The sequence below is a fragment of the Nocardioides sp. Root240 genome (assembly GCF_001428825.1).
In the GTDB taxonomy this organism is placed as follows: domain Bacteria; phylum Actinomycetota; class Actinomycetes; order Propionibacteriales; family Nocardioidaceae; genus Nocardioides.
Window position 1 is genome coordinate 665,493 of sequence record NZ_LMIT01000002.1, and the last position, 18,527, is coordinate 684,019.

Annotated in this window: 19 protein-coding genes; 9 read left to right on the forward strand and 10 right to left on the reverse strand. The window is 72.0% G+C overall.

All coding sequences use genetic code 11. The features are described 5' to 3' along the window. The first annotated feature begins 336 nt into the window (after window positions 1–336). The 4 genes from ASE20_RS06225 to ASE20_RS06240 all read left to right on the forward strand — a co-directional run bounded on the left by ASE20_RS06225 (window position 337) and on the right by ASE20_RS06240 (window position 2,315). Entirely contained in the window at window positions 337–657 is a 321-nt protein-coding gene (locus ASE20_RS06225; RefSeq protein WP_056893633.1) for a hypothetical protein, read from the forward strand. A gap of 45 nt (window positions 658–702) precedes the next feature. Beyond that, window positions 703–1,323 (forward strand): histidine phosphatase family protein, encoded by a 621-nt coding sequence (locus ASE20_RS06230; RefSeq protein WP_056893634.1) that lies wholly within the window; start codon window positions 703–705, stop codon window positions 1,321–1,323. Between the two features lie 4 nt (window positions 1,324–1,327). Beyond that, complete coding sequence (locus ASE20_RS06235; protein ID WP_056893635.1) at window positions 1,328–1,891, forward strand: dihydrofolate reductase family protein; 564 nt, start codon at window positions 1,328–1,330, stop codon at window positions 1,889–1,891. An 85-nt stretch (window positions 1,892–1,976) separates the two neighbouring features. Further along, entirely contained in the window at window positions 1,977–2,315 is a 339-nt protein-coding gene (locus ASE20_RS06240) for a YciI family protein (protein ID WP_056893636.1), read from the forward strand. Window positions 2,316–2,416: 101 nt separating this feature from the next. On the opposite strand, the gene ASE20_RS06245 is transcribed toward ASE20_RS06240, so the two are convergent. Continuing rightward, on the reverse strand, window positions 2,417–2,689 hold the full coding sequence (locus tag ASE20_RS06245) for a hypothetical protein (protein WP_056893637.1): 273 nt from the start codon (window positions 2,687–2,689) through the stop codon (window positions 2,417–2,419). 40 nt (window positions 2,690–2,729) lie between these two features. After that, window positions 2,730–3,002 carry a hypothetical protein gene (locus ASE20_RS06250; protein ID WP_056893638.1) on the reverse strand — a complete coding sequence of 91 codons (273 nt, stop codon included), beginning with the start codon at window positions 3,000–3,002 and terminating at the stop codon, window positions 2,730–2,732. A 90-nt stretch (window positions 3,003–3,092) separates the two neighbouring features. On the opposite strand from ASE20_RS06250, the gene helR reads away from it, so the two are divergent. Next, window positions 3,093–5,249: an RNA polymerase recycling motor ATPase HelR gene (gene helR, locus ASE20_RS06255; RefSeq protein WP_056893639.1), complete on the forward strand. Its 2,157-nt coding sequence runs from the start codon at window positions 3,093–3,095 to the stop codon at window positions 5,247–5,249. 3 nt (window positions 5,250–5,252) lie between these two features. Here helR and ASE20_RS06260 read toward each other — a convergent pair whose 3' ends face one another. Beyond that, window positions 5,253–6,677, reverse strand: a complete 1,425-nt coding sequence (locus ASE20_RS06260) for a glycoside hydrolase domain-containing protein (protein ID WP_056893640.1) — start codon at window positions 6,675–6,677, stop codon at window positions 5,253–5,255. A gap of 153 nt (window positions 6,678–6,830) precedes the next feature. Between ASE20_RS06260 and ASE20_RS06265 the strand changes: the two genes are divergently transcribed. Continuing rightward, window positions 6,831–8,495 (forward strand): AMP-dependent synthetase/ligase, encoded by a 1,665-nt coding sequence (locus ASE20_RS06265; protein WP_056893641.1) that lies wholly within the window; start codon window positions 6,831–6,833, stop codon window positions 8,493–8,495. 3 nt (window positions 8,496–8,498) lie between these two features. On the opposite strand, the gene ASE20_RS06270 is transcribed toward ASE20_RS06265, so the two are convergent. Beyond that, a complete protein-coding gene (locus tag ASE20_RS06270; protein WP_056893642.1) occupies window positions 8,499–8,960 on the reverse strand; it encodes a VOC family protein in 462 nt (153 codons plus the stop codon). Between the two features lie 135 nt (window positions 8,961–9,095). Between ASE20_RS06270 and ASE20_RS06275 the strand changes: the two genes are divergently transcribed. The 3 genes from ASE20_RS06275 to ASE20_RS06285 all read left to right on the forward strand — a co-directional run bounded on the left by ASE20_RS06275 (window position 9,096) and on the right by ASE20_RS06285 (window position 11,380). Continuing rightward, on the forward strand, window positions 9,096–9,479 hold the full coding sequence (locus ASE20_RS06275) for a VOC family protein (RefSeq protein ID WP_056893643.1): 384 nt from the start codon (window positions 9,096–9,098) through the stop codon (window positions 9,477–9,479). 72 nt (window positions 9,480–9,551) lie between these two features. Further along, window positions 9,552–10,802, forward strand: coding sequence for an NADH:flavin oxidoreductase/NADH oxidase family protein (locus tag ASE20_RS06280; RefSeq protein ID WP_056893885.1), 1,251 nt, complete (start codon window positions 9,552–9,554; stop codon window positions 10,800–10,802). 2 nt (window positions 10,803–10,804) lie between these two features. Then, window positions 10,805–11,380 carry a TetR/AcrR family transcriptional regulator gene (locus ASE20_RS06285; RefSeq protein ID WP_056893644.1) on the forward strand — a complete coding sequence of 192 codons (576 nt, stop codon included), beginning with the start codon at window positions 10,805–10,807 and terminating at the stop codon, window positions 11,378–11,380. Between the two features lie 3 nt (window positions 11,381–11,383). Here ASE20_RS06285 and ASE20_RS06290 read toward each other — a convergent pair whose 3' ends face one another. The 6 genes from ASE20_RS06290 to ASE20_RS06315 all read right to left on the reverse strand — a co-directional run bounded on the left by ASE20_RS06290 (window position 11,384) and on the right by ASE20_RS06315 (window position 18,478). Beyond that, the gene (locus ASE20_RS06290) at window positions 11,384–13,732 is read right to left on the reverse strand and encodes an ATP-binding cassette domain-containing protein (protein WP_056893645.1); all 2,349 of its coding nucleotides are present in this window, start codon (window positions 13,730–13,732) and stop codon (window positions 11,384–11,386) included. A 28-nt stretch (window positions 13,733–13,760) separates the two neighbouring features. Next, on the reverse strand, window positions 13,761–14,168 hold the full coding sequence (locus ASE20_RS06295; RefSeq protein WP_200952722.1) for a VOC family protein: 408 nt from the start codon (window positions 14,166–14,168) through the stop codon (window positions 13,761–13,763). A 5-nt stretch (window positions 14,169–14,173) separates the two neighbouring features. Beyond that, on the reverse strand, window positions 14,174–14,680 hold the full coding sequence (locus tag ASE20_RS06300; RefSeq protein WP_056893647.1) for a helix-turn-helix transcriptional regulator: 507 nt from the start codon (window positions 14,678–14,680) through the stop codon (window positions 14,174–14,176). Next, window positions 14,677–15,528 (reverse strand): SDR family oxidoreductase, encoded by an 852-nt coding sequence (locus tag ASE20_RS06305; protein ID WP_056893648.1) that lies wholly within the window; start codon window positions 15,526–15,528, stop codon window positions 14,677–14,679. Before ASE20_RS06305 ends, ASE20_RS06300 begins: the two co-directional genes overlap by 4 nt. A 393-nt stretch (window positions 15,529–15,921) precedes the next feature. Continuing rightward, a complete protein-coding gene (locus ASE20_RS06310) occupies window positions 15,922–17,241 on the reverse strand; it encodes a cytochrome P450 (protein WP_056893649.1) in 1,320 nt (439 codons plus the stop codon). Then, the gene (locus ASE20_RS06315) at window positions 17,228–18,478 is read right to left on the reverse strand and encodes a PucR family transcriptional regulator (RefSeq protein WP_056893650.1); all 1,251 of its coding nucleotides are present in this window, start codon (window positions 18,476–18,478) and stop codon (window positions 17,228–17,230) included. The genes ASE20_RS06310 and ASE20_RS06315 overlap by 14 nt, the downstream gene beginning before the upstream one ends. Window positions 18,479–18,527 lie beyond the last annotated feature (49 nt).

Below are 18,527 nucleotides of genomic sequence, written 5' to 3' on the forward strand. Positions count from 1 at the left end.
CTGCGTCCGGGCGATCCTGAGGGATCCGCCGACGTCGCGTGGACACCCGAGCTCGTCGAGCCGCTCAGGAGCAGCCTGAGCGAACTGACGAGGTAGCGGACGCTGACGAGGTCGCGGGGATCGCGGGGATCGCGGGGAGTGGCCATGGCGCCACCGCAGGTACCCGAGAGGGCTCCCGCTCCCGCGACATGACATAATGTCCGTTATCGGCGATCTGCGAGGAGTGGTTGCGACTACGCTCCGACGGCGTGGGCCACCTGTCGCCGGACGTCGCTTCTGCTGACCGCGCCGACGTGGCCCTGCGTTGATGCGCCCGCCGTCGCAGTCGTCGCGGGCGTGCGGCTTCCCGGGGCAGCACGCCGCAAGCTCGCCGCCACGGAGGCGCTGGCTCGTTCGGGGACGCTGGTGCCGGCGCGAGGGATCGGCTGGACGCGGGTCGCCCATGAGGCCGGGAGCACCGAGGGAGAGCTGCAGCTGCGGGTCACCCTGCCGAGTGGTGACGACATCACCCTCACGCACGTGTGCGACTGGTCCGACTGCGAGGAGGCAGGCCAGGGCACGGCGGACCAGTCCGTCACCGTGATCGTCGATCCCGACACCGGCGCGTGGGCGGTCGTGCACGCCGGGCACGTGCGCAGCTGGAGTGCGGATCTGTAGCCCGGGTTCCCCGCCGGTTCTTGGCGGTCCGTGGTCGAATGCGACATGCCCGTGCGCCACCTGTACCTCGCCCGCCACGCCGAACCCGTGGGCGACGGCAGCAGGTTGACGGACCGGGGCGTCGAGCAGGCCGCGCTGCTCGGGCGACGGCTCTGCGCCGTGGCCCTGGACTCGGTCCAGCACGGGCCATTGCCGCGCGCCGCCGAGACAGCACGCGTCGTGGTGGGGCAGCTCGCCGGACCGCAGGTCAGGGTCCAGCAGCTCGATGCTGCCGGCGACTACGTGCCGAGCGTGCCGGACCGCGACGAGGTCGCGCCGGAGCACGCAGACCACGTGTTCGGGTTCCTGGGCGAGGTGTCCCCCAGCGAAGCCGCCCACGGGGCCACGCTGGCGGACCGCGCCGTACGCGTGCTGACCGGACCGGAGCACGGCGACGCGGACAGCCACCACCTCGTCGTGACGCACGCGTTCACGATCGGCTGGCTGGTGCGCCACGCCCTCGATGCCCCGTCCTGGCGGTGGCTGGGTCTCAACCACGGGCACGCCGCACTGACGGTGCTCCGCTTCTTCACCAACAGGCCGCCGGCCCTGGTGGTCTTCAACGACATGTCGCACCTGCCGGACGAGCTTCGCTGGACGGGCTTCCCGGACGACCTGCGAGTCTGATGCCATGCGGCGACTGACCTATGCCATGAACGTCAGCGTGGACGGCTACGTCGCCGCGCCGGGCGACGACCTCAGCTGGGGCGCTCCGAGCGACGAGCTGTTCCAGTGGTGGTCCGACCGGGTCGCCGCGACGGGTCTGGCGCTCTACGGGCGGCGACTGTGGCAGACGATGAGTGCTCACTGGCCGACCGCGGCCGACCAGCCGGGCGCCACCCCCGCCCACGTCGAGTACGCCGGCCGCTGGCTCGCCATGCCGAAGGTGGTGTTCTCCTCCACTATCAGCGCCGTGGACTGGAACGCCCGCCTCTTCACCGGTGACGCTGTCGCCGAGATCACGCGCCTCAAGGCCGAGGACGGCGCTCCCCTCGAGATCGCCGGCGCCACGCTCGCCGCGACGGCCATGCGCGCCGGGCTGATCGACGAGTACGTGCTGGTGACCGCGCCGGTCATCCTCGGCGGCGGCACGCCGTACTTCACGGCGCTGGACAGCTGGGTGGACCTGGACGTCGTGGAGACCCGTGCGTTTCCCGGCGGCGTGCTGCTGACGAGGTTCGCGACCCGACGCTGAGCGTGCATGTCGTATCCGGCCGACCCCGTTCGTGGACAAGGCAGGGGCGGCCGTTCGATGCTGCCCACGACAAGGGAGGCACGTGATGACGCAGTACCTGATCTCCTTCGACTCCGGCTGGATGGTGTTCCCGGACGAGGACCTGCCGGACGTCGAGCGCGACACCGTCGCGGTGGCCGAGGAGGCGCGGGCGGCCGGAGTCTGGGTCTACGGCGGCGGGCTGGAAGACCAGCGCGCCAGCATCGTGGGCGTCGACGGCGTGGTGACCGACGGCCCGTTCCCGGAGACCAAGGAGGTCATCGGTGGCTTCGTGGTGCTCGAGGTCGCCTCGCGCGAGGAGGCGCTCGCGTGGGCAGCGAAGCTGGCCGTCGCCTGTCGGTGCTCGCAGGAGGTCCGGGAGCTCCTTCCGGATCCCAGCCGCTGAGGGAGGCGGACCTCAGGCCGGCCGGCACACCAGCAGGTGGAAGGGCTCGTCGACCGGCCGGAGTCGCGACATGCCACGAGTGTGGCAGCGGACGGCGGGTGTCAGGCGCGGGTCGCCTCGAGGGCGGCCACCAGCTCGTCGAGGGGACCCTTGGCCTCCTCGGCCACCGAGATCGACATGAACGACGCCAGCACGACCATCACGTCGTACCTGCCCTCCTTGCCGCGCTTGCCCGGCTTGTGCCTGACCTGCACCTCCCGGTACGACGACACCGGGTTCCGCGCCGCCTCGTCCAGTCCGTTGTGGCGGAACTTCGCGACGGTCGTGCCGTCGAACACGATGGACTCGCCGTTCAGGCCCTTGAGCTCGATCACTCCGACACTCTAGGGACGGAGGTCGGAGCCGTCCCGGGATTCAGCGGACCGCGCGGCGCTGGCCGAGTGCCGCGGCGTACGAGACGTCGCGGCCTGCACCGAGGACGTCGACCAGGTCGGCGGCATCGGCGGCGGTGAGCTGGAAGGTGCCGGTGCAGACGTTGTCGCGCCACAGCGACAGCACGACGACATCGCGCTCGGTGTGCCACGCGACGCGCAGCCGACGGCCCTCACCACGCTGGTCGGCGTACGTCTCCCCCGCCCGCGGGAGCGGCGTGACGCGGCGTCCGCGTCTTGGCAGGGCCTCTTCCATTTTCAAGGTATAGCGGAGAGGGGGGCTTGCCGCAAGGCCCCCGTGGTGCCCGAGAATCGCCGCTCCGGACCCGACCCACGGAGTTGACACGTGCCCCCTGCGCCGACGGCGTTCTCCCTTCCCGACCACCTCTCCGCCAAGGCGGATCCCGCCCTCGTGGCGGACGACGAACGACACTTCGCCGCGATCGCGGCCAGCCTCCGGGCCACCACCGACGAGCTCACCGAGCGACTGGACGACCAGCGCCGACGCGGAGGTGGGCACGGCCAGGCAGCGATGGACCGCGACCTCGAGGTGCACCGGCTGACCTCCCGGCTGCGCACCCTGCGCCGGTTCACCCTCGACCTGTGCCTGGGCCGTATCGTCGGCGAGGACGACCCCACCCCCGTGTACGTCGGACGGCTCGGCCTGACCGACGAGAACGGAGGTCGGCTGCTGGTGGACTGGCGCTCCCCTGCCGCCGAGCCCTTCTTCGCCGCGACCCACGCGCAGCCGATGGGACTGGCCAGCCGGCGTCGGTACCGGTGGACGCTCGGCCGGATCACCGACTACTGGGACGAGGTGTTCACGGCCGACGGGCTCGAGGGCAATGCCGCGCTCGACGACCAGTCGGCGTTCATCGCGAGTCTCGGCGCCAGCCGCTCGCCCCGGATGCGCGACGTGCTCGGCACCATCCAGGCCGACCAGGACGCGATCATCCGGGCTCCCTCGCGCGGCGCGCTCGTGGTCGACGGCGGCCCCGGCACGGGCAAGACGGTCGTCGCGCTGCACCGTGCGGCGTACCTGCTCTACGAGGACCCACGGCTGGGCTCCGGGCGCGGCGGCGTGCTCTTCGTGGGGCCGCACGAGCCCTACCTCGCGTACGTCGGCGACGTGCTCCCCAGCCTGGGCGAGGAGGGCGTGCGGACCTGCACCCTGCGCGACCTGGTCCCCGGAGGGCGCGAGCTCGACCCCGAGCCCGACCCGGCGGTGGCCGCGCTCAAGGCGGACGCCCGCATGGTCGACGCGATCGAGCCGGCGGTTGCGCTCTACGAGGAGCCGCCCACCGACGGCGTCGACGTCGAGACCGCCCACGGCGACCTGTGGATCGGGCGCACCGAGTGGGCCGAGGCCGTCGGCGCCGTCGAGCCCGGCACGCCGCACAACGACGGGCGCGAGCAGGTCGTCGACGCGCTGGTCGAGATCCTCCTCGACAAGTACGACGACCTCGAGGGCCTCTCCCCCGCGACCGTGCGCCGCGCCGTCACCCGCTCCGCCGAGGTCGCGGACGTGCTCGGCAGGGCATGGCCGCTCATCGACCCGGCCGACCTGGTGGGCGACCTGTGGGAGGTGCCGGCGTACCTGCGCCGCTGCGCGCCGTGGCTCGACGACGACCAGCTCCACGCGCTGAGGCGCGGCGGTCCCCAGCCGTGGACGGCCGCCGACCTGCCGCTGCTCGACGCCGCCCACCGCAGGCTCGGCGACCCCGAGGCGTCCCGTCGGCGCCGGCGGCACCGGGCCGAGCAGGCAGCGGAGAAGGAGGAGATGGACCGGGTCGTCGACCACCTCGTCGCGAACGACGACTCGGAGATGATGCTGATGTCGATGCTCCGCGGTGCGGACCTGCAGGGCGCGCTCGCGGGCTCCGGAGGGGTGCCGGCTGCCGACACCGACACCCTCGCCGGGCCGTTCGCGCACGTCGTCGTCGACGAGGCGCAGGAGCTGACCGATGCCGAGTGGCGGATGCTGGTCGACCGCTGTCCGTCGCGCAGCTTCACCGTCGTGGGCGACCGGGCCCAGGCACGCCACGGCTTCACGGAGACCTGGGAGGAGCGTCTCGCGCGCGCCGGGCTGGACCGACTCTCGATCGCGTCGCTGACCGTCAACTACCGCACGCCCGAGGAGGTGATGGCCGAGGCGGCACCCGTGATCCTCGAGGCGCTGCCCGACGCCAACGTGCCGATGTCGGTCCGCAGCACCGGCATCGCGGTCCGCCGGCTCCCGACGACCGAGCGCGACGCGGTGCTCACCGCCTGGCTGGCCGAGCACCCCGAGGGCACGGCGTGCGTGATCGGCGACCCGTCGTACCGGGGCACGGAGCGGGTGCGCTCGCTGACGCCGACGCTCGCCAAGGGGCTCGAGTTCGACCTCGTCGTGCTCGTCGACCCGCAGTCGTTCGGCGGCGGGATCGAAGGAGCCGTCGACCGGTACGTCGCGATGACCCGGGCGACCCAGGAGCTGGTGGTCCTCACCGACGACGTGGGCTGACCACTACCTGCGGCGTACGGGCAGCACCACGCCGCGCCCGAGGGCTCGCCACACGTGGCGGTTCGCGACGCCCTTCGCACCCAGGCCCAGCCGCGCCCGGTAGTGACGCACCGCCCGCGCGGTCGTCCGTCCGTAGTCACCGTCCACCCGCAGGACCCTGCGGCCGGCCGCCATGTTGAGGCTGCGCTGCAGGCGGCGGACCGACTCGCCGCGGGCGCCGGTTCGGAGCACCGGGGTTGCGCCCCGCGCGAGCAGCGCGGTCCAGGTGCGGCGGTCGACGGCCGCCGTCGCCACGAGGCCGTGCCTGCGCTGGAAGCCGCGCACGGCGCGCAGGGTGCTCTCGTCGAAGCGACCGGAGGTCTTCAGCGGATGGGGCCGCCCCGGCAGCACGAGGCACTGCAGGACCCGGACCAACGGACCTCGTGCTCCCCTGGCCACGGGCCGGGCCCGGACCCGGGCGGCGAGCTGGTCGCAGCCGGCGGGCGCGCTGGCGGGCGCGGTCGCGCCGAGGCTCACGTAGTTCCAGTCGATGTCCATCCGGACGCCGCCGAAGTCGACGCGGGTGTCCAGGGCGTACTGGTGGACCCGGCTGGCGCGCATGAACGCCGGGCTGCCGACGTACCTCGCCGGCATGGTGCCGACCCGGTCGACGTAGGCGTACCAGACCACGTCGGGACGCGCGTAGCTGCGCTTCGTGCGGCTCAACAGGGAGATGCCCGAGCTGACGTGCGAGTAGACGCCGGAGCGGTGGCCGTACCGGTGCAGCTCGCGCGTCCAGGCCTCGAGGAACGCCAGGGACGACCTCCGGCAGTGACGGCGACCGACGTCGAACGGCTCGATGTCGTAGAAGATCACCTGCGTGCGCGGCACGCGGAGCGCGCGGGCAGCCCGGACGGCGCGGCGAGCCTCCAGCACTCCCCTGGCGCGGGCCGCGAGGTAGCGGCCCGCGAACCCGGGACGCTGGCTGATCCGGTGCTCGTAGCCGGTGCAGGACGCCTGCGGACCGACCCAGATCGGGAGCAGCCGCCACCCCGAGCGGACCTGGCGTGCCACCCAGGCCCGCGACAGGTGGCGTTGCGGACAGGCCCGGTGCACACCGCCGAGGTAGATGCCGACCCCGGTGAAGGGCGAGCTGCGCCGCCACCGGTCCATGGCGCGCTGGCTGGGCGCACGGCAGGCGTCGAAGGCGTATCCGCTCCAGCCGTGGGCGGCGACCGCGTGCGCCGCCGGAGCCTTCGGCGTCGTCGGTGGAGGTTGCTGCTGTTGCCACGGCAGCACGGGCACGACCGGAGTTGCTCGAGCCGCCGACGGTACGTCCAGGGGCACCTCCCGTCCGGGACGCGCCGCCACGAGGGCGACCAGCAGGGCGAGCCCGAGCACCGAGCTGACGAGCACGGGCAGGGGGATCGAGCGGGTGACGACGCGCATGGGACGGGTTCCGCAATCGGAAGGTGATGAGGCCGGCTGATGGTAGGCACGTCGGTCCTCGCCGTGGAGGTGGAACGCGAGAAATCGGGACCCTCGACCATCGCCTCCCCCGAATCCGTTGCGTGACGCGCGTCACGCTGCCAGCATCTGCGCATGACCGACCCGCTCGCCGTCAGCAGCCTCTGCGAGGCCTTCCAGAACTCCGTCGCGCGCAGCGGCAGCCAGGTCGCGCTGCGCGCCCCGGGTGGTGAGCAGGAGCTGACCTGGCAGGAGTACGGCGAACGGGTGCGCCGGCTCGCCGAGGGCCTGGCCTCGCTCGGCGTCGGTCCCGAGGACACCGTCGGCATCATGCTGGCCAACCGCCCGGAGTTCGCGCTGGTCGACACCGCGGCACTGCACCTGGGCGCGGTGCCCTTCTCGATCTACAACACCTCCTCGCCCGAGCAGATCGCCTACCTCTTCGGCAACGCCGGCAACAAGGTCGTCGTCACCGAGCAGATGTTCCTCCCGCAGGTCCTGACGGCTGGCACCGGCGTCGAGACCGTGGTCAGCATCGACGGTGGCGAGGGTGTGATCACGCTGGCCGAGCTCGAGAGCCGAACCCTCGACGGCTTCGACTTCGAGGCGTCGTGGCGCGCGGTCGGGCCGGACGACGTGCTCACGCTGATCTACACCTCGGGCACCACCGGGCCGCCGAAGGGCGTGGAGCTGACCCACGGCAGCATGCTCGCCCAGCTGCGTGGCGTGCAGGCGGTGATCCCCGCCCACGACGGCGAGCGCTCGACGTCGTACCTGCCGTCGGCGCACGTCGCGGACCGCTGGGCCGGCCACTACTCCCCCATGGTCTTCAGCGGGACGACGACCTACGTCGCCGACCCGAAGGCGGTGGTCGCCGCGCTGCCCGAGGTGCGCCCCACGGCGTGGGGCGGGGTGCCGCGGGTGTGGGAGAAGATCAAGGCTGCGCTCGAGGCGAAGGGCGTGACCGACCCGGCCGCTCTGCCGGAGGACCACCGCACAGCCGTCCGTCAGCTGCTCGGCCTCGACGACGTGCGCTACTCCGTGTCCGGTGCCGCGCCCATCGCCCCCGAGGTGCTGGAGTTCTTCGGCGCGCTCGGCGTACCGATCTGCGAGCTGTGGGGCATGTCGGAGATCTCCTGCTGCGGCATCATCAACCCGCCCGAGGACATCCGCATCGGCACGGTCGGCAAGCCGATCCCCGGCCTCGAGGTGCGCCTGGCCGACGACGGCGAGCTGCTGGTGCGCGGGCCCCAGCTGATGCGGGGCTACCGCAACCAGCCCGACAAGACCGCCGAGACCATCGACGCCGACGGCTGGCTGCACACCGGCGACGTCGCCACGATCGACGAGGACGGCTACGTCACCATCGTCGACCGCAAGAAGGAGCTGATCATCAACGCCGGCGGCAAGAACATGTCTCCCGCCAACATCGAGCAGGTCGTCAAGGCCTCCCACCCGTTGATCGGCCAGGCCGTGGTGGTCGGCGACCGCCGCCCCTTCAACGTCGCGCTGCTCGTGCTCGACCCGGACGTCTGCGCGGCCTACGCCGAGCAGGCCGGCCTCCCCGACGGGTCGGCCGCCGCCCTGGCCCAGGACCCGAAGGTCCAGGAGCAGGTCGCCACCGCGGTCGAGGAGGCCAACGCCCGGCTCTCGCGGATCGAGCAGGTCAAGCGGTACCGGATCCTCGCGACCGACTGGCTGCCGGGCGGCGACGAGCTGACGCCGACGATGAAGCTGAAGCGGCGGCCGATCGCGGAGAAGTACGCCGACGTCATCGAGGAGCTGTACGCCGAGGGCTGATCGTCAGTCGAGGCAGAACTCGTTGCCCTCGGGATCGGCCATCACGATGTGCCCGGCGCCCATCGGCGGCGCCGGCTCGAAGCGGGCCACCCGGCGGGCACCGAGCCCGACCAGTCGCTCGCACTCGGCCTCCAGCGCGGCCATCCGCTCCTCCCCCGCCAGCCCGGGGGCGGCGCGGACGTCGAGGTGGACGCGGTTCTTGGCGACCTTCTCCTCGGGGACCTGCTGGAAGAACAGGCGTGGCCCGACGCCGTCGGGGTCCTCCGCCGCGGAGCGGGAGTTGCGCTGGTCCGCCGGTACGCCGATCCCCTCGAGGAAGGCGTCCCACGCCTCCAGCGGGTCCGCCCCGTCGGCCAGGTGGACGCCGGGCGGACCGGGGATCACGTAGCCCAGCGCTTCTCTCCAGAAGCGGGACTGGGCACGGGGGTCGTGGGCGTCGAAGGTGATCTGCACGTGTCGGCTCATGCCCGCCGTTCTACCGCTCGGCACCGACAGCCGTCGTCCGTTCCTCCCCTGGTTCCGTGCATGGCGGACGCGGGCCCCTTAGGCGTAGGTTGCGAGACGGGGCCGACGACGGGCCGGCCGGACGGGAGCATCAGCATGCTGCAGGACAGCCAGGTCACCGCGAACATCCCGGCAGCCGACCTCGGTCGGGCACGCCGGTTCTACGAGGACAAGCTGGGACTCACCCCGGCCGACGAGAACCCGGGCGGACTGGTCTACCGGGCCGGAGGCACCGCCTTCTTCCTCTACGAGACCGATCAGGCCGGCAAGGCGGGCCACACGATCGCCCAGTTCCACGTCAGCGACGTCGCTTCCGAGGCCAAGGACCTCGAGGAGAAGGGCGTGGTCTTCGAGCACTACGACATGCCCGGCATGACCTGGGACGGGCCGGTCGCGAGCATGGAGGGCATGGGGCACGCCGCCTGGTTCAAGGACAGCGAGGACAACATCCTCTGCCTGGACGACGCGCCGATGCTCTAGCCGCGGGAGCGGTGAGCCAGGTCTCAGCCGTGGCACTGGCGAATTAGTATGCTGTGCTGCATAGTTATGGCCATGACCAAGACCCCGACGGCCGTCGCCGCACTCCAGCAGCCGTTCCCGCTCCCCCACGGCACCGCCCTCCCCAACCGGCTCGCCAAGGCCGCGCTGAGCGAGAGCCTCTCCCGGCCCGACCACACCCCGGGCACCCGGATCAAGACCCTGTACCGCCGGTGGTCCGACAGCGGCGCCGGCCTCGTCATCACCGGAAACGTGATGGTCGACCGCCGTGCCATCGGTGAGCCGGGCAACGTGGTCGTCGAGGACGGTCGTTCGCACGCCGACCTCGTCGAGTGGGCCGACATCATCAAGGCCAACGGCGCGGTCGCCTGGGCCCAGATCAACCACCCGGGCCGCCAGGCCCCGCGCACGCTGACCCCGCGGCCGGTCGCACCGTCCGCGGTCGCCCTGCCGGAGAGCGGGGGCATGTTCGCGCAGCCGCGGGCGCTGACGGGCGCCGAGATCGAGGACATCATCGCCCGCTTCGCGGCAACCGCCGGCCATGTGGTCCGCGCGGGCTTCGACGGGGTCCAGATCCACGGTGCCCACGGCTACCTCGTCAGCCAGTTCCTCTCGCCGCTGGCCAACCAGCGCACCGACGAGTGGGGCGGTACGCCGGAGAAGCGCCGCCGCTTCGTGCTCGAGGTGGCCCGGGCGATCCGGGCGGAGATCGGCACGGACAAGACGATGGCGATCAAGCTCAACTCCGCCGACTTCCAGCGCGGCGGGTTCTCCGAGGACGAGTCCATCGAGGTCGTCCACGCGCTCGCCGCCGAGGGCATCGACCTGCTCGAGGTCTCGGGCGGCACCTACTCCTCCGCGGCGATGCTCGGCGTCGACCCGACGCTCAAGGAGAGCACCCGCAAGCGGGAGGCCTACTTCCTCGACTACGCGCTGCGCGTGCGCGCCGAGCTCCCCGACCTCCCGCTGATGCTGACCGGCGGCTTCCGCACCGCCGAGGCGATGGAGGACGCCGTGGCCAGCGGTGCGATCGACGTCGTCGGCCTGGGCCGGCCGCTCACGGTCGAGCCGGACGTACCCGGCGCCCTCCTCGACGGTACGACGACCGAGAGCGACGTCCGCCCCAAGCGCAGCGGCATCAAGCTCATCGACAGCCTGACCGAGCTGACGGCGTACACCGTGCAGATGTGGCGGATGGCCGACGGCAAGGAGCCCGCGCCCCGCCGTCACCCGGCGCTGAACGTGGCGCAGTACCTCGTCCGCAACGGTCGCGACAGCGTCCGCGTCGGTCGCCGCGGTCTCTGACCGTGGCCCGCCGTCCCGACCCCGCCAAGCGGGAGCGGATCGTCCACACCACGCGCGAGCTGATCCGTCGCCGCGGCGTCGCGGGCACCACCATGCTCGACGTCGTCGCGGAGGCGGGCGCCTCGCGGGGATCGCTCTACCACTTCTTCCCCGGCGGCCGCTCGGAGATGGTGGAGGACGCCGTGCGCGAGGCCGTCGAGGAGTACTCGACCGCACTGCTCGCACTCGCCGACCTCGAGCCCGTCGAGGCGATCCCGCTGATCGTGGAGGTCTGGCGGGCCGAGGCCGAGGCGAGCGGCTACACGGCCGGCTGCCCGGTCGTGGCCGCCGCGCTCGGCGGGGAGAGCGAGCCGGTGGCCCGCGAGCTCGCCGGCCGCGCGTTCGCTGACTGGACCGATGCCGTCGAGGCGTGGCTGGTCCACGTCGGCGTGCCCGAGGCGCGCGCCGCCGGCATGGCGACGCTGCTGCTGGCCGCCGTCGAGGGCGCGGTGGTCGTCGGCCTCGCGCAGCACTCGAGCGAGCCCATGCTGCGCGTGGCCGACGAGCTGGTCAGGATCGTCGAGGCCGAACGACGCTGAGGATCAGCCGCCGACGTACTCCGCGAGGTGCTGGCCGGTGAGCGTGTCCGCCTGCGCCACCAGCTCGGCGGGAGTGCCCTCGAACACGACACGGCCGCCGTCGTGGCCCGCGCCCGGACCGAGGTCGATGATCCAGTCCGCATGGGCCATGACGGCCTGGTGGTGCTCGATCACGATGACCGTCTTGCCGGCATCGACCAGGCGGTCGAGCAGGCCGAGGAGGTTGGCGACGTCGGCGAGGTGGAGGCCGGTCGTCGGCTCGTCGAGGACGTAGACCCCGCCCTTCTCCTTGAGGTGCAGCGCCAGCTTGACCCGCTGCCGCTCGCCGCCCGAAAGCGTGTTGAGCGGTTGGCCGAGGGTGAGGTAGCCGAGCCCGACGTCGCGGAGGCGGCCGAGGATGTCGGCCGCGGCCGGCACCTTCGTGTCGGGCGCCGAGAAGAGCTCCAGGGCCCGGTCGACCGGGAGCTCGAGCACCTCGGCGATGTTGAGCCCGCCGAGCCGGTAGTCGAGCACCGCCGCCTGGAACCGCTTGCCGCCGCAGTCCTCGCACGGCGTGGAGACGGTGTCCATGAAGCCCAGCTCCGTCACGATGACCCCGGAGCCCTTGCACGTCGGGCAGGCACCCTCCGAGTTGGCGCTGAACAGCGCCGGCTTCACGTCGTTGGCCTTCGCGAACGCCTTGCGGATCGGCTCGAGCAGACCGGTGTACGTCGCCGGGTTGGACCGTCGCGAGCCCTTGATCGCCGCCTGGTCGATCGCCACGACGCCCTCGCGGCCGACCACCGAGCCGTGGACGAGCGAGCTCTTGCCGGAGCCCGCCACGCCCGTGACGACCGTGAGGACGCCGAGCGGGATGTCGACGTCGACCTTCTGCAGGTTGTGCTCGTCAGCGCCCCGCACCTCGAGGACTCCGCTGCGCGCGCGCACCGTGTCCTTCAGGGACGCGCGGTAGGACAGGTGCTCCCCCGTGCGCGTGCCCGAGGTCCGCAGCCCGTCGACGGTGCCCTCGAAGACGACCTCGCCGCCGCCGCTGCCGGCGGCCGGGCCCATGTCGACCACGTGGTCGGCGATCGCGATGGTCTCCGGCTTGTGCTCGACGACGAGCACGGTGTTGCCCTTGTCGCGCAGCTCCAGCAGGAGCTTGTTCATCCGTTCGATGTCGTGCGGGTGCAGGCCGATGGTCGGCTCGTCAAAGACGTAGGTCACGTCGGTCAGTGCCGAGCCCAGGTGGCGCACCATCTTGGTGCGCTGGGCCTCGCCACCGGACAGGGTGCCCGACGGCCGGTCCAGGGAGAGGTAGCCCAGCCCGATGTCGACGAACGAGTCGAGCAGGTGCAGCAGGGTGCCGATCAGCGGCGCCACACCCGGCTCGTCGATGGTGCGCAGCCACTCCGCGAGGTCGGTGACCTGCAGGGCGGCCACCTCCCCGATGTTGCGGCCCTTGATCGTGACCGACCGCGCCGACTCGTTGAGCCGGGTGCCGTCGCACGAGGGGCAGGTGCCGAAGACCGCGGCGCGCTCGACGAACGCCCGGATGTGGGGCTGCAACGAGTCGACGTCCTTGGCGAACATCGACTTGCGGATCTTCGGGATCAGGCCCTCGTAGGTGATGTTGATCTTGTCGACCTTGATCTTGCGCGGCTCGGCGTACAGGAAGTCGTCGCGCTCGGCCTTGGTGAACTTCGCGACCGGCTTCTCCGGCGGGAGCACCGCCTTGTAGGCCGCGACCATCCAGCCGTCGGCGGTGTAGCCCGGGACGAGGATGGCGCCGTCGACGAGCGACCTGCTCTCGTCGACGATCTCGGAGAGGTCCAGGTCGGAGACGGTCCCGCGCCCCTCGCACTGGGGGCACATGCCACCGAGGTAGACCTGCTGCTTGATGACGTTCTTCTTCCCCGACTCGGTCACCGAGGCGCCGCCGACGGTCGTCGTCGGGATGTTGAAGGAGAACGCGGTGGGCCCGCCGATCGAGGGCTCGCCGATGCGTGAGAACAGCGACCGCAGCATCGCGTGCGCGTCGGTCACCGTGCCCAGCGTCGAGCGCGGATTGGCGCCCATCCGCTCCTGGTCGACGAGGATGGCCGTGGTCAGTCCCTCCAGCACGTCGACGTCGGGTCGCGGGAGGTTGGGCATGAAGCCCTGCACGAACGTCGAGTAGGTCTCGTCGATCAGTCGCCGCGACTCTGCTGCGATCGTGCCGAACACCAGCGAGCTCTTGCCGGAGCCGGAGACCCCGGTGAACACCGTCAGCCGGCGCTTCGGGATCTCGACATCGACGTCCTTCAGGTTGTTCTCGCGTGCGCCCCGGACCCGGATGAGGTCGTGGCTGTCGGACGGGTGGGGGGTGGTCATGCGGCGGGTGCTGCCTCTCCGTCGGTCGTCAGGCCTGGTTGATGCGGACGTGGTTGCCGGCCGGGTCGCGGAACGCGCAGTCGCGGACGCCGTACGGCTGGTCGATCGGCTCCTGGATGACCTCGGCTCCGGTGGCCTGGATCCGGTCGAAGATCCCGTCGAGGTCGGAGGTGCTCAGGACGACCGTGGCGTAGGTGCCCTTGGCCATCATCTCGGCGATGGTCGACTTCTCGTCCTCGGTGATCCCGGGGTCCGCGGCGGGCGGGGCGAGCACGATCGAGGGGCCGCCCTTGCCGGCGGGCGCGACGGTGATCCACCGCATGTCGCCGTAGCCGACGTCGTTGAGCACCTCGAAGCCCAGGACGTCGCGGTAGAACGCCAGCGAGGCGTCCGGGTCGGTCTGCGGGAGGAAGCTGTGCTGAATGCTGATGTCCATGGCCGTCACGCTAGTGGGGCCTCGAAGCGGGGCGCTTCTCGATTCCTGACCACCTCGTCGGCGGCGTCGGGCGAGGTCTGCGCGCCCCCGCGGCGCAGCGGGCGGGTGACCTTCTTGGTCTCGCACGACGGCGGCTCCAGCAGGCCCTCGCCGCCCACTGCCACGGCCTCGCGGTAGGCGCTCGGCGACACCCCGACCAGCTCGGTGAAGCGGGTGCTGAAGGTGCCGAGCGAGGAGAAGCCGACCGCGAAGCAGACGTCGGTGACGGACTGGTCACCGCGCCGCAGCAGCGCCATGGCCCGCTCGATCCGGCGGGTCATCAGGTAGGAGTACGGCGGCTCGCCGTACGCCCGCTTGAACTCGCGGCTCAGGTGGCCGGCTGACAGGTGCACGTCGCGCGCGAGCGCCTCGACGTCGAGGGGCCGGGCGTACTCGCGGTCGATCCGGTCCCGGACCCGGCGCAGCAGCCCCAGCGTCTGGAGGTACTGCTCGCGGGCCGGGTCGGTGCTCACCCGTCAGATCGTGCCACGTCCACCCACGCCTCGCTCCGCTCCCACAGCTCGAGGGCGAGCTCGTCGGTGACCACTCGCGAGAGCTGCTTGACCTTGCGGTCGTCGTAGTAGAGGCCGGTCTGGCCGGCGACGTCGGGCGAGGTCGCGCAGTACAGCGAGGTCTGTGCGCCCTGGGTGGTGTTCTTCATGAACAGCTTCATCACGTGGCGCAGCCCCGGCGGGACCTCACGCCACACGTCGGAGGCGATGGCGCCCGGGTGGAGGGAGTACGTCGTGACGTCCGTGCCCTCGAGACGGCGGCCGAGCTCGCGGGCGTGCAGCACGTTGGCGAGCTTGGAGACGCAGTACTCGTCGAAGGCGGTGCGGGTCACCGACGGCCTGCGCACGGCGTCCCAGTCGATGCCCTTCGCGCGGTAGTGCCCGGTGCTGGCGACGTTGACGATCCGGCCCGGGCCACTGGCCACGACGTGGTCGCGCAACAGCTCGGTGAACAGGAAGGTGCCGACGTGGTTGGTGCCGAAGGCGAGCTCGAAGCCGCTCGCGGTCATGCCACGCTTGCCCGCGAGGCCCGCGTTGTTGATCAGCACGTGCAGCGGCTCGCCGGCGGCAAGGAAGGTCGCTGCCGCGGCACGCACCGAGTCCAGGTCGCCGAGGTCGAGCGGGATCCAGTCCAGGTCGTTGTTGCCGGTCTGCGCCGCGATCTCGCGGATCACCGCGCGGTTCTTCTCCTCCGACCGGCCCGCGATCACGACGCGTGCGCCGCGTCCGGCCAGGTCCCGCACCGTCTCCTTGCCGATCCCGGTGTTGCCCCCGGTGACGAGGAAGGTGCGTCCGCTCAACTCGCTCATGGCCTCATCCTCGCCGAGCGGAGGAGGCATCGTCGTCCTCCCGCGGGAGGAATGTCCAGCGGCGGCTGCCGGCGTGCTCGCAGTGTTGCGGTTTGGTCCCAAACCGCAACATTTCGGGCCCTGGAGCTGCGGTTCGTGCCCAAATCGTGGGGTTGCTCGACGGTCGCCGAGTCCCACACGAGTTCCCCCGCAGCCCGTGGCCCGGTCACTCCGTCCGCACCACGTCCCAGGCGCGACGGCCACGCGCCAGCGCTTTTCGCGGACCGCATCGTTTGGGCAGAAACCGCAGCCCGCAGCGCCGATTTGTTGCGGTTTGGGACCAAACCGCAACGGTCTGGGGGCCGCGACAGGTGACACCCCGATCCGGGGCGAGGCTCGAACGAGCGACAGCGATCAGGCTGTCAGCTTGATCCTGATCGCGAACAGGTCGAGGCCGTAGGGCAGCGGCTTCGAGGGGTTGAGCGACGGCGAGACCAGCTCCGGGGTGGCGCGCGTGAGCAGCGCGGCGAGGAACGCCTGGCCGAGGAACACCGACATTCCGGCGCCGGGGCAGCCCTGCGGGCCGTGGCTGAAGAAGTTGAAGCCCCACGACGAGCCGGCATCACCGGTGGCCCACTCCCCGGGGGCGCAGCGGTCGGCGTACTCCACCCGGCCGCGGTCGCGGTGGTTGTGCAGGTTGTGGATCAGGAGCTGGCTGCCCTCCGGGAGCACCTTGCCGTCGGGGAAGGTGACGTCGCGGGTGGTCACCCGGCCGAAGAGGGGTGTGGTCGGCCACAGCCGCATCGCCTCGAGGATCACGCCGCCGAGGTAGTCGAGGCCGGCGACCTCCTTGGCTCGGGTCAGCACCGTGCCCTCGAGCTCGGCGTAGACCTCGGTGCGCACCTCGGGGTGGCTGCCGATCACGGCGAGTGCGCGGGCCAGGTTGGCCGGCAGGGTGTCGCCCATCGCGAACAGCCAGTGGATCAGCTGGCCCGGTACGTCGGTCGCGTCGTCGTGCGGCGCCGCGGCGACGAGCGACACGAGCGAGCCCTTCTCCGCCGTCTCGACGTACGACGCGATCCGGGCGACCAGGTCGTCGTAGCCCTTCGCGGGCTTGCCCGGCGTCTTGTTGCCGGCCGCCATCAGGTCGCCGAGCAGCGCCGTGAGGTCGGTGTCGTCGGCGGCGGCGTCCCCGAAGACCACGCGACGGGTGAGCCGCTGGAAGGACGTGTTGAGGTCGTCGTACCCGATCTCGCCGTCGAGTCCCGCAGCCTCCTGCGCGGCCACCTTCACCATGCGCAGCGCCAGGGAGTGCAGTGGCCTCCCGGTCTGCAGCACGGCCTCGGCGAAGTCGCGCCGGTTGCGCCACAGGTCGCCGCGCGAGAGCGTGAGGGCGTCGGGCTGGAAGGCGCTCATGCCGGCCTTCTTGGCGGGCGGGTCGGACGCGAACGGGTCCGGCGAGCCGCCGAGGACGAACTCGATGTCGGCCGGGTCGCTGAGCAGCAACGCCTCGTCGGTGGCGACGCGGACCCAGAACGGGCCGGGACCGTACTTGCGGACCAGGCCCTGCACGAGCGTGAACGCGAACAGGTCGGCACGTGCCACCCCGGCCACCTTGGTCGGCAGCTCGCGCTTCTTGAACAGCCCCTGGATCACGTTCGGCACGCCGACCTGCGCAGTGAAGCGCACGCCCTCGATCACCGACGCGTGCGGAAAGTCCTCAGCCTTGCCCATCTCGGTCCCCCACGGTCTTGGTCCTCATCGGTTGGTCGGGCGCGGTGCGCTCTCCGCTCCAGCGGCGGCGCACCTCCAGCGCCAGGCACAGCTCGGCCACCTGGCGCGGGTCCGTCATCGAGCGGCCGGTCAGCTCCTCGAGCCGCCGCAGCCGCTGGCGCACCGTGTTCGGGTGCAGGAAGAGCGCCTCGGCCGCGTGCGAGGTCGACCCGCCCGCGTCGAGCCAGGCCGCGAGCGTGTCGAGCAGCAGGTCCCGGTCACCGGTGCGTTGCTCGTCGAGGCGCGAGAAGACCGTGCGGGCGACCCGCTGCAGCATCTCCGGCGATCCGGTCGCGGCCAGCGCGAGCGGCGAGTCCTCGAAGACCCGGACCAGGTTGCCGGCGCCGGTGCGCGCGCTGCCCATCGCGGACTCGGCCAGCCGTACGGCGTCGCGGGCGTCGGTCAGGTCCTCGAAGGGTGAGCTGACCCCGGTCGGGGTGGTGGCCAGCTGGCGCAGCCGGGCGACCAGCTCGGCGACGCGGTCGGCCCGTCGTACCTCCACCAGGCCGAGCTGGCGGTCGGGCCGCAGCAGCCAGACGGAGGGCAGGTCGCGGGCGCGCAGGTCGGCCTCGAGGTGCTCGAGCGCCGGCTGCCCCAACGTGGGTACGGCGACGGAGACGGCGACGTACGGACCGCCGACACCGAGCCCGAGCATCCCGGCGAGCTCCCAGACCGCGGCCCGCTCGCCGATGCGTCCACCGAGCAAGGCATCGACCAGCGCGGTGCGGCGCTCCTGATGACGTACGAGCTGGTCAGCCGTCGTCTCCGCGTGGGCGGCGGAGGCCGCGTGCGCGAAGGCGTCGTGAGCGGCCACGGCGTGCTCGGTGGCGGCCAGCAGGGTCTCGGTGTCAGCGCCAGCCGCGCGGGACTCGGCGACGACGTGCTCCCAGATGTGCCGGAACCCGACCCGGTACGCCGCCAGCAGGGCCGGCAGCGGCACGCCGGCCGCCGCACGCTGGCGCCCGGTCTCCTCCGCGGCGACGAGGTCGAGATCCTGCTGGACGGTCAGCGCGCTGAAGACGAACCGGAGGTGCTCGACCGAGCTCGCCCGCAGCTCGCCCGTGGCAACGGTCGGCGAGGCGGCGTAGAACGGGACCTGCGCGAGCACCGCGTCGGCGAGCGCTGCACCGAGCTCGTCGGAGCGCGCCAGCAGGGCGTGGCCGAGGGCGGCGACGTCCCCCACCTCGTCCACACGCATGCAGGAGATCGTAGGGCCGATCGGTGTCGAGTGTGATGTGCGCCACCAC

What these genes read in the sequence shown, in the direction of transcription:
- ASE20_RS06230 (WP_056893634.1), top strand. Translation starts at nt 703, where the DNA reads ATGCCCGTGCGCCACCTGTACCTCGCCCGCCACGCCGAACCCGTGGGC.
- ASE20_RS06235 (WP_056893635.1), top strand. Translation starts at nt 1,328, where the DNA reads ATGCGGCGACTGACCTATGCCATGAACGTCAGCGTGGACGGCTACGTC.
- ASE20_RS06240 (WP_056893636.1), top strand. Translation starts at nt 1,977, where the DNA reads ATGACGCAGTACCTGATCTCCTTCGACTCCGGCTGGATGGTGTTCCCG.
- ASE20_RS06250 (WP_056893638.1), bottom strand. Translation starts at nt 3,002, where the DNA reads ATGGAAGAGGCCCTGCCAAGACGCGGACGCCGCGTCACGCCGCTCCCG.
- ASE20_RS06260 (WP_056893640.1), bottom strand. Translation starts at nt 6,677, where the DNA reads ATGCGCGTCGTCACCCGCTCGATCCCCCTGCCCGTGCTCGTCAGCTCG.
- ASE20_RS06265 (WP_056893641.1), top strand. Translation starts at nt 6,831, where the DNA reads ATGACCGACCCGCTCGCCGTCAGCAGCCTCTGCGAGGCCTTCCAGAAC.
- ASE20_RS06270 (WP_056893642.1), bottom strand. Translation starts at nt 8,960, where the DNA reads ATGAGCCGACACGTGCAGATCACCTTCGACGCCCACGACCCCCGTGCC.
- ASE20_RS06275 (WP_056893643.1), top strand. Translation starts at nt 9,096, where the DNA reads ATGCTGCAGGACAGCCAGGTCACCGCGAACATCCCGGCAGCCGACCTC.
- ASE20_RS06280 (WP_056893885.1), top strand. Translation starts at nt 9,552, where the DNA reads ATGACCAAGACCCCGACGGCCGTCGCCGCACTCCAGCAGCCGTTCCCG.
- ASE20_RS06290 (WP_056893645.1), bottom strand. Translation starts at nt 13,732, where the DNA reads ATGACCACCCCCCACCCGTCCGACAGCCACGACCTCATCCGGGTCCGG.
- ASE20_RS06295 (WP_200952722.1), bottom strand. Translation starts at nt 14,168, where the DNA reads ATGGACATCAGCATTCAGCACAGCTTCCTCCCGCAGACCGACCCGGAC.
- ASE20_RS06305 (WP_056893648.1), bottom strand. Translation starts at nt 15,528, where the DNA reads ATGAGCGAGTTGAGCGGACGCACCTTCCTCGTCACCGGGGGCAACACC.
- ASE20_RS06310 (WP_056893649.1), bottom strand. Translation starts at nt 17,241, where the DNA reads ATGGGCAAGGCTGAGGACTTTCCGCACGCGTCGGTGATCGAGGGCGTG.
- ASE20_RS06315 (WP_056893650.1), bottom strand. Translation starts at nt 18,478, where the DNA reads ATGCGTGTGGACGAGGTGGGGGACGTCGCCGCCCTCGGCCACGCCCTG.